Source organism: Nonomuraea sp. NPDC001684 (assembly GCF_053596515.1).
In genome coordinates, this window is record NZ_JBSFGJ010000087.1 from 20,575 (window position 1) to 27,723 (window position 7,149).

Annotated in this window: 7 protein-coding genes and 1 pseudogene; 5 read left to right on the plus strand and 3 right to left on the minus strand. The window is 71.7% G+C overall.

Annotation, left to right across the window (positions count from 1 at the left end; all coding sequences use genetic code 11):
- Positions 1 to 2 precede the first annotated feature (2 nt).
- Entirely contained in the window at positions 3 to 1,259 is a 1,257-nt protein-coding gene (locus ACWCSD_RS18385; protein WP_449916257.1) for a cytochrome P450, read from the minus strand.
- A gap of 306 nt (positions 1,260 to 1,565) precedes the next feature.
- On the opposite strand from ACWCSD_RS18385, the gene ACWCSD_RS18390 reads away from it, so the two are divergent.
- From ACWCSD_RS18390 to ACWCSD_RS18405, 4 genes and pseudogenes are all read left to right on the plus strand, one after another.
- Positions 1,566 to 1,937: a hypothetical protein gene (locus tag ACWCSD_RS18390; RefSeq protein ID WP_358285393.1), complete on the plus strand. Its 372-nt coding sequence runs from the start codon at positions 1,566 to 1,568 to the stop codon at positions 1,935 to 1,937.
- Between the two features lie 40 nt (positions 1,938 to 1,977).
- Positions 1,978 to 2,205: pseudogene (locus ACWCSD_RS18395) on the plus strand (ATP-binding cassette domain-containing protein); the annotation flags it as partial.
- A 109-nt stretch (positions 2,206 to 2,314) separates the two neighbouring features.
- Positions 2,315 to 2,701: a CBS domain-containing protein gene (locus ACWCSD_RS18400; protein WP_449916271.1), complete on the plus strand. Its 387-nt coding sequence runs from the start codon at positions 2,315 to 2,317 to the stop codon at positions 2,699 to 2,701.
- A gap of 263 nt (positions 2,702 to 2,964) precedes the next feature.
- Entirely contained in the window at positions 2,965 to 4,380 is a 1,416-nt protein-coding gene (locus tag ACWCSD_RS18405) for an OmpA family protein (RefSeq protein WP_449916261.1), read from the plus strand.
- 10 nt (positions 4,381 to 4,390) lie between these two features.
- On the opposite strand, the gene ACWCSD_RS18410 is transcribed toward ACWCSD_RS18405, so the two are convergent.
- Complete coding sequence (locus tag ACWCSD_RS18410) at positions 4,391 to 5,260, minus strand: LysR family transcriptional regulator (RefSeq protein ID WP_449916273.1); 870 nt, start codon at positions 5,258 to 5,260, stop codon at positions 4,391 to 4,393.
- A gap of 151 nt (positions 5,261 to 5,411) precedes the next feature.
- On the opposite strand from ACWCSD_RS18410, the gene ACWCSD_RS18415 reads away from it, so the two are divergent.
- Positions 5,412 to 6,557 carry an alpha/beta hydrolase gene (locus tag ACWCSD_RS18415; RefSeq protein WP_449916263.1) on the plus strand — a complete coding sequence of 382 codons (1,146 nt, stop codon included), beginning with the start codon at positions 5,412 to 5,414 and terminating at the stop codon, positions 6,555 to 6,557.
- A 33-nt stretch (positions 6,558 to 6,590) separates the two neighbouring features.
- Here ACWCSD_RS18415 and ACWCSD_RS18420 read toward each other — a convergent pair.
- Positions 6,591 to 7,149, minus strand: a 559-nt coding sequence (locus ACWCSD_RS18420; protein WP_449916266.1) for an SDR family NAD(P)-dependent oxidoreductase, incomplete at its 5' end; no start/stop codon positions are given.

Below are 7,149 nucleotides of genomic sequence, written 5' to 3' on the forward strand. Positions count from 1 at the left end.
GCTCACCGGGGCCTCGGGGTCATCATCAGGCCGTGCCGGGGCCGCAGCGTGACCAGCGCCTCGGGCTCGACGGGGAAGCCCGGCACCAGCTCCATGCGCAGCCCGCGCAGGATCACCGCGAGCACGAGCGTGGCCTCGACCAGCGCGAAGTGCCGTCCGACGCAGATGCGCGGGCCGCCGCCGAAGGGCAGGTACTGGTGGCTGAGCAGCCGGGCGGCCCGGTCGGGGTCGAACCTCTCCGGCCGGTACGCATCCGGCTGCTCCCAGTACCTCGGATCCCGGTGCAGCACCCACGGGCTGACGCACACCAGCGACCCGGCCGGCACGTCGTAGCCGTCCAGCACGTCGTCGGCCGTCCCGCGGCGCGAGATCAGCCAGACCGGCGGGTAGAGCCGCATGGCCTCCTGGACGGCCTGCCGGCAGCGCCGCAGCCTGGGCAGGTCGGCGGCCGTGGGCGAGCGGCCGGCCAGCACCTCGTCGATCTCGGCGTGCACCGCCTCGGCCGCCGCCGGGTTGCGGTCGAGCAGGTAGAGCGTCCAGGTCAGCGACTTGGCGGTGGTCTCGTGCCCGGCCATGACGATGGTCAGCACCTGGTCGCGCAGGTCGGCGTCGGACATCGCGTGCCCCTCGGCCAGCATCGCGCCGAGCAGGTCGTCGCCCGCGCCGCCGGCCCGGCGGGCGGCGATGATGAGCCTGGTGACCCGGTCGAGGAAGGCCCGCGCGCGCAGGAAGCCGGCGTGCCGGGCGGCCGTGTCGGCCGGGTCGGGGTCGTCGCTGGGCACGTAGTGGCCGATGAAGCGGTTGACCGCGTCCACGGCGCGGCCGAAGCCCTCGCCCGCGACGCCGATGTCGGTGCCCAGCATGGCCTTCACGATCACGGTGAGGGTGAGCGAGGTCAGGTCGTGGTCGACGCGTACGGGCCGGCCGCCGGCCCAGTGCGTCACCAGGTTCTCGGCCGCCTCCACGATGACCCGGTCGAACCGGCCCACCCCGGCGGGCCTGAACGCGGGCGCGCACATCCTGCGCTGGGCCGCCCACTCGGCGCCGTCGCTGGTCAGCAGGCCGTTGCCGAGCAGGGGGCGGAGCATGTCGTCGTCCGGCGTGCGTTCCTTGGTGTAGGCGGCGCCGTTCTCCTTCAGCACGTGCCTGGCCAGGTCGGGGCGGTTGAGCATGTAGACCGGCTCGCCGTCGGCGTCGTGGCGGGTGACGTCGCCGAGGGCCGCCATGGCGGTGACGAACTCCAGCGGAGCGTCGCGCATGGCCCTCAGGCTCTGGGTTCCGGCGGGTCCCGGCGGCACCCGGGGGGATACGTACGTCCCGGACATGGGTTCTCCCGATGGCTTACGCAGACGAATATTCTCGATACGCATTTCCGGCCATCGAATACGTATATCGCTTCGTATTGTTCCGGTCGGCGTATTTGCAGAGTACCTTTTAAGCAGAGGGCTCTCAATACTTAATCCAGGGCCCCGGAAATTAAGTCTAGGCACTGCGAATTCGGCTGTGTAAGACTCCGTTCCGAGACGGCGCACCGCGCCGAAGGGGAAAAGCTCCAGGAGGACGCAATGGCCCTGAACCCCAGAGAGCGGACCGAATTCGTCAACGCCTACACGCGAGTCCTGATCACCGCGTGGTCGAGCGAGGAATTCTCGGCGAAGCTGGACAGCAACCCTCGTGAGGCGCTGGCCGAGGCCGGCCTCGAGGTTCCCGCGGGCGCCCAGATCAACCTCGTGCGCAATGTTCCCGACGGCCACCACGACACGAACCTCGACGTGCAGGTCTCGCTGTGGGAGCGCGGGCTGGAGACGGGGACGTTCGAGTTCCACATCCCCGAGACGCCGCAGATCGACATGGCCGAGCTGAGCGAGGGCGACCTCGACTCGATCGCGGCCGGCGACGTCAACTGCTGCTGCTGCCCCTGCTGCTGCTGCACCTGACGCCGGGAGCCACGCACGCCAAGAGGAGGTAGAGGAGATCATGTCCGACGACCAGGCGAACCCCATCCACGTACGGGGGCTGCGCAAGCAGTACGGTCCCGCTCTCATCCTGCAGGGTGTGGACCTGGACGTTCGTCCCGGAGAGGTGTTCGCCTTACTCGGGCCCAACGGCGCGGGCAAGACGACCACGGTCGAGATCCTCGAAGGCGTGCGCAGGCGTTCGGGCGGCGACGTGCGAGTCCTCGGCCGGCGTGGTCTCCGAGGACGACCTGCTGCTCAAGGAGATCGACCCGGTACGGCACAGCGTGTCGATGTACGAACCCCACCGCCGGCGGGACGAGCACCACCGGGCGACGGCCGTCACCGCGGGCCGGCTCATGTCCACCCCGGCGATCAGCGTCACGCCGGGCACCTCCGTGCGCGAGGCGGCCCGGATCATGCACGACCGGCGCATCAAGCAGCTCCCGGTGATCGACCCGGCGAGCGGGCGCATCGTCGGCACCCTGCACCAGCGCGACGTGCTGCGCGTCTTCGCCCGTCCGCGGGCGGAGCTGGAGGCCGAGGTCCGGGCCGTGCTCCCGGCGTCCGGGGCGATCTCCGTGGAGATCGAGCAGGGCGTGGTGAAGCTCGGCGGGCGCGTGGAACGCCGGTCGCAGGCGATCGCGGCGGTGGAGGCCGTGCGCGCCGTCGAGGGCGTCGTCGACGTCACCGGCGAGGTGACCGCCGACCACGACGACCTGGTCAGTGTTCCGCCGCGGCGGTAGAGCGGGGGAGCGCTGCGCCGTCCGGGACCGGGCGCGCGATGGGGCGCCCGGCCGGGAGTGCACGTCCGTCCACGATGTCCTTGACTGATCGCCTTTGAGGTGGTCATGGCACAATGCCCGGCATGCGTATCCGGATCATGGCTCTGGCCGCCCTCGCCTTGACGGCTGCCGGATGCGGTCAACCACCGCTCGCGCCCTCGGCGAGCGGGACCACCGCACCGGCTCCCGCGCCTTCGGCCGGCGCTCCTTCGCCCTCCGCGAGTGTGAGCGCGACGTCCGGCGGCGGCGACACCCGGCCCGCGCTGGCCACCGTCCAGGGGACCGTCGAGCCGAACTACAAGGCCGAACTCGTCGGACTCAACCGCGTCGGCGGCAAGCACCTGATCGTGCAGTTGCGCCTGTCCGCCGGCACCGGCAAGCCGCTGCACTGGCAGGCGCCGCTCGCCGACCCGATGCGGCCGCTCAAGTGGCGCGGGCCCGCCGGCATCGCGGTGCTCGACGCCCCGGCCCACCGATGGCTCATGCCCTACAAGCCCGCCGACGGCGAATGCCTGTGCAGCGACCCCGACCGCGACGACCTCGAAGCGATCATCGACCCCGGCGAGTCGCTGACGGTCTACGCCGTGCTGCCCGCGCCGTCCGGCAACCCGGCGACCACGACGGTCGTGACACCGATCGGCCCGCCGATGGCCGACGTCCCGATCAGCGACGACCCGCCCGTGCCGCCGCCCGGTCAGCGACTGCCCGACCCTGACGCGTCCCAGGTCGAGACCGTCAGCCACCTCATCGAGACGCCGTCCCAGTCGCTCGACCGCACCGAGGAGACGACCGACGACGGCGCCGACCTCAGGGTCAGCCTCTCCTCCGACGTGCTGTTCGCGCTGAACAAGGCGACGCTCACGCCACGCGCCCGCACGGTGCTGGCCAAGGCGGCCAAGCTCATCGACACGTCCGCGGACACGACGATCGAGGTCGACGGCCACGCCGACTCCTCCGGCACCGACGCCGTCAACGAGCCGCTGTCCCGCCGCCGCGCGGAGGCGGTGCGCCGGGCCCTCATGCCTCTGGTCACGCGCGACCAGGTGACGTTCAGGGCCCGCGGATACGGCTCCCGCCGTCCGCTGTACAGCAACGACTCCGACGAGGGACGGCGCCGCAACCGCCGGGTGACGATCACGTTCGCCAAGCCCGCGCCGGCTGACGTGCCGGCCGCCGGCACCACGGCGTCCCCGCTGCCCGAGGGCGAGGGGACGACGGCGACCGTGCGCGCGAAGGGGGTGCCCTTCGACCTGAAGGTGACGTCCTTCCGCCGGATGCCCGGTGACCTGGGGCTGCTCCGCTACACGATCACCAACCGGGGTGACGCCGAGGCGTGGTACCACGACCTCAGCTGGGCCGACGACTGGAACGCCTTCAAGCACCACGCCGCGACGAACATCCAGGTGAGCGACCCCGCCGCGCGCCGCCTGTACCGCCCGGCCCGCGTGATCGTGGCAAAGGGCGAGGAACCGGGCACGTACTGCGCGTGCACGAACACCTCCGGGGTGGCACTGTCGGCGACGAGCTTCGAGGCGGGGGAGACGAAGGAGTTCTGGTCGCTGTACGCCCTGCCCGCCCAGGCTGACGCGCTGACCGTCAAGGTGGCCACCTGGCGCCCCTTGCAGGTGCCGCTGTCCTGAGCTCGCTCCTTCATGAGGCGTCGGCCGCTGCTCGGGCGAAGGCGCGGATGAGCGGCGTCTCGGCCGCCGTACGCCAGGCGAACGTCCACCGGCACGGCGGAGCGTCGCGGATCGGGACGAAGGCGAGGCTGGGCCAGGGGTAGAAGGCCGCGGCCTCGGCGGTGACCCCGGCGGTGGCCTGACCCGTGGCGACGGCGCTGAGGGTCTCCTGCCAGGTGGTGACCTTGTGCCCGCGGCGGACGGGACGGCCGGAAGGGGTGTGGTAGGGGTTGAAGATCTCCTCCATGCAGGAGGGGATCGACTGACCCTCGACCACGGTGCAGTCGCCGAGGTCCTCCAGGCAGATGGAGTCTCGTCCCGCGTAGGGGTGGTCGGCGGAGACCATCAACACCACGTCGGAGGCGTGCGAGGTCGGTCTGATGGTCAGGTCGGGCTCGCGGATCGGCAGCCACAGGTGCGCCACGTCCACCTCGCCCGACTTCAGCAGGTCCAGCGGAGAGGCGGGCTGGATCTCGCGGTGCTGGATCCGGGCGTTCGGGTGGCGGGCGAGGAACAGGTCGAGAACGTCCTTGATCTGCGTGGAGAGCGGGCCGACCGTGCCGAGGGTCAGTGTGCCCGCGGTGCCGTCGGCGGTGGCCTGAGCGGTCGCGATCCCCTGCGTGATCTGCCGGTGGCCGCTCTTGAGCGCCTGGTACAGCTGCTCACCGAGCGGGGAGAGGCGGACCGCTCGGGTGGTGCGGTCGAACAGGGGCGCGCCGATGCGCCGCTCCTGCTTCTTGATCGATTGGCTGACGCGGGCGGGGCTGATGCCCAGCCGCTCGGCCGTACGGCTGAAGTGCAGCTCCTCGGCCAGCGTCAGGAAGATCTCGATCTCCCGCATCTCCACGGGCGAGCCTCCGCGTTCTTCATCTCAGGGTTAAAGGACGTTATCGGATCCGTCGTAGATGCGGGGCGGCCGGGTGGGAGAGGCTTGGCGCGTTCGAAGGACGTGCGGCTTTGGAGGTTCGGTGCCCGTCGGATATCTGATTCCTGTGGCACTCGTCGCGATCGGGACGCTGTTCGCGCTGCGGCCGCTGCCGGGGTGGAGCGCGCTCGGCCGGGTGAGCTACTTCTTCGGGCTGGCCGCCAACGAACTGCCGTTCGCGGCCTTCTTCTGGCTGCTGCTGGCCCCGACGGCGCTGGCGTTCGCCGAGGGGGACATCCACACGGCGGGCGGCTGGGCGGTCGTCGCCCTGGCCGCCGTGACGACGATCGGGCTCACCGTCATCGCCTGCCGCGGTCTGGGGGAGCGGGCCAGGATCCGGCGGGCGATGGACGCCGGCCTGGGCGCGGGCTGGCGCGCCGCCATCGACGCCGACCTCGCCGCCGGACTGCGCCGTCGTCCGCCGTGGGGTCGCATCCTGTTCCTGCCCATCCTCAAGCGCCGCGCGGACGTCCGCCGGGTGGCCGATCTCTCCTACGGCGAAGCAGGCCGGCGCAACCTGCTCGACGTCTACCACCACCGCTCGCGTCCGCAGGGCGCGCCCGTCATGATCCACCTGCACGGCGGCCACTACGACAGCGGCCACAAGAACAGCCAGTCGCTGCCGTTGCTCTACCGGCTCGCCTCCCAGGGCTGGGTGTGCGTCAGCGCCAACTACCGGCTGCGGCCCCAGTCCCAGCACCCCGACCACCTGATCGACCTCAAGAAGATCATCGCCTGGGTGCGCGAGCACGGCCACGAGTACGGCGCCGACCCCTCCACGCTGTTCGTCGCGGGCAGCTCGGCGGGCGGGCACATGGCGGCGCTGGCCGCGCTCACCCCCAACGACCCTGCCTACCAGCCGGGCTTCGAGCACGCCGACACCTCCGTGACCGGCGCCGTCTACCTGAACGGCTGGTACGGCGCCTACTTCGACGGGAACCCGCTGTCCGCGCCGCTGGCCCACGTCACCGCGGACGCGCCGCCGTTCTTCGTGGCCCACGGCGATCTGGACCCGCTGGTGCCGGTGGCCGAGGCCAGGCACTTCGCCGACCAGCTCCGCCGTACGTCGGCCGCCCCCGTCGTCTACGCCGAGTTGCGTGGCGGCAACCACGCCTTCGACCTGTACCACTCGGTCCGCTTCGAGGCGCTCGTGGACGCCATCGAGGCCTTCACCGCCCGGGTGAGATCGCAGCAGCGGACCCCGCAGCCTTAGCCCGCCGCGCCGCCACCGGCTGGCCGTCGCGGGTCAGGCCGTCGTGCCGGCGTCGACGGTGATGGACGTGCCGGTGATGGTGCGGCCGGCGGGGCCCGCCAGATGGAGGACGGTGGCGGCGATGTCGTCCGGCGTGCTGTAGCGGCCGAGGGCGGTGTAGGAGCGTTCGGCGTCGGCGTCGGGGCCGTCGGCGGGGTTCATCTCGGTGTCGGTGGAGCCGGGGTGGACGAGGTTGGCCGTGATGTCACGGGGGCCGAGATCGCGGGCGAGGCCCTTGGTCAGGCCGATCAGCGCGGACTTGCTCATCGAGTACAGGGTCCAGCCGGGGTAGGGGACGCGTTCGGCCAGGCTGCTGCCGATGTTCACGATCCGCCCGCCGGCCCGCATGTGACGTGCCGCGGCCTGCGACGTGACGAAGGCGGCTCTGGCGTGGATGGCGAGGGTGCGGTCGAGTTCGTCCAGGGAGACGTCCTCCAGCGGGCCGAAGGGGGCGATTCCGGCGTTGTTCACCAGGATGTCGAGCCGGCCGAAGGCGGCGACGGTGCGGGCGACGGCCGCCTGGAGCGCCTCGGCGTCGGTCGCCTCGGCGGCC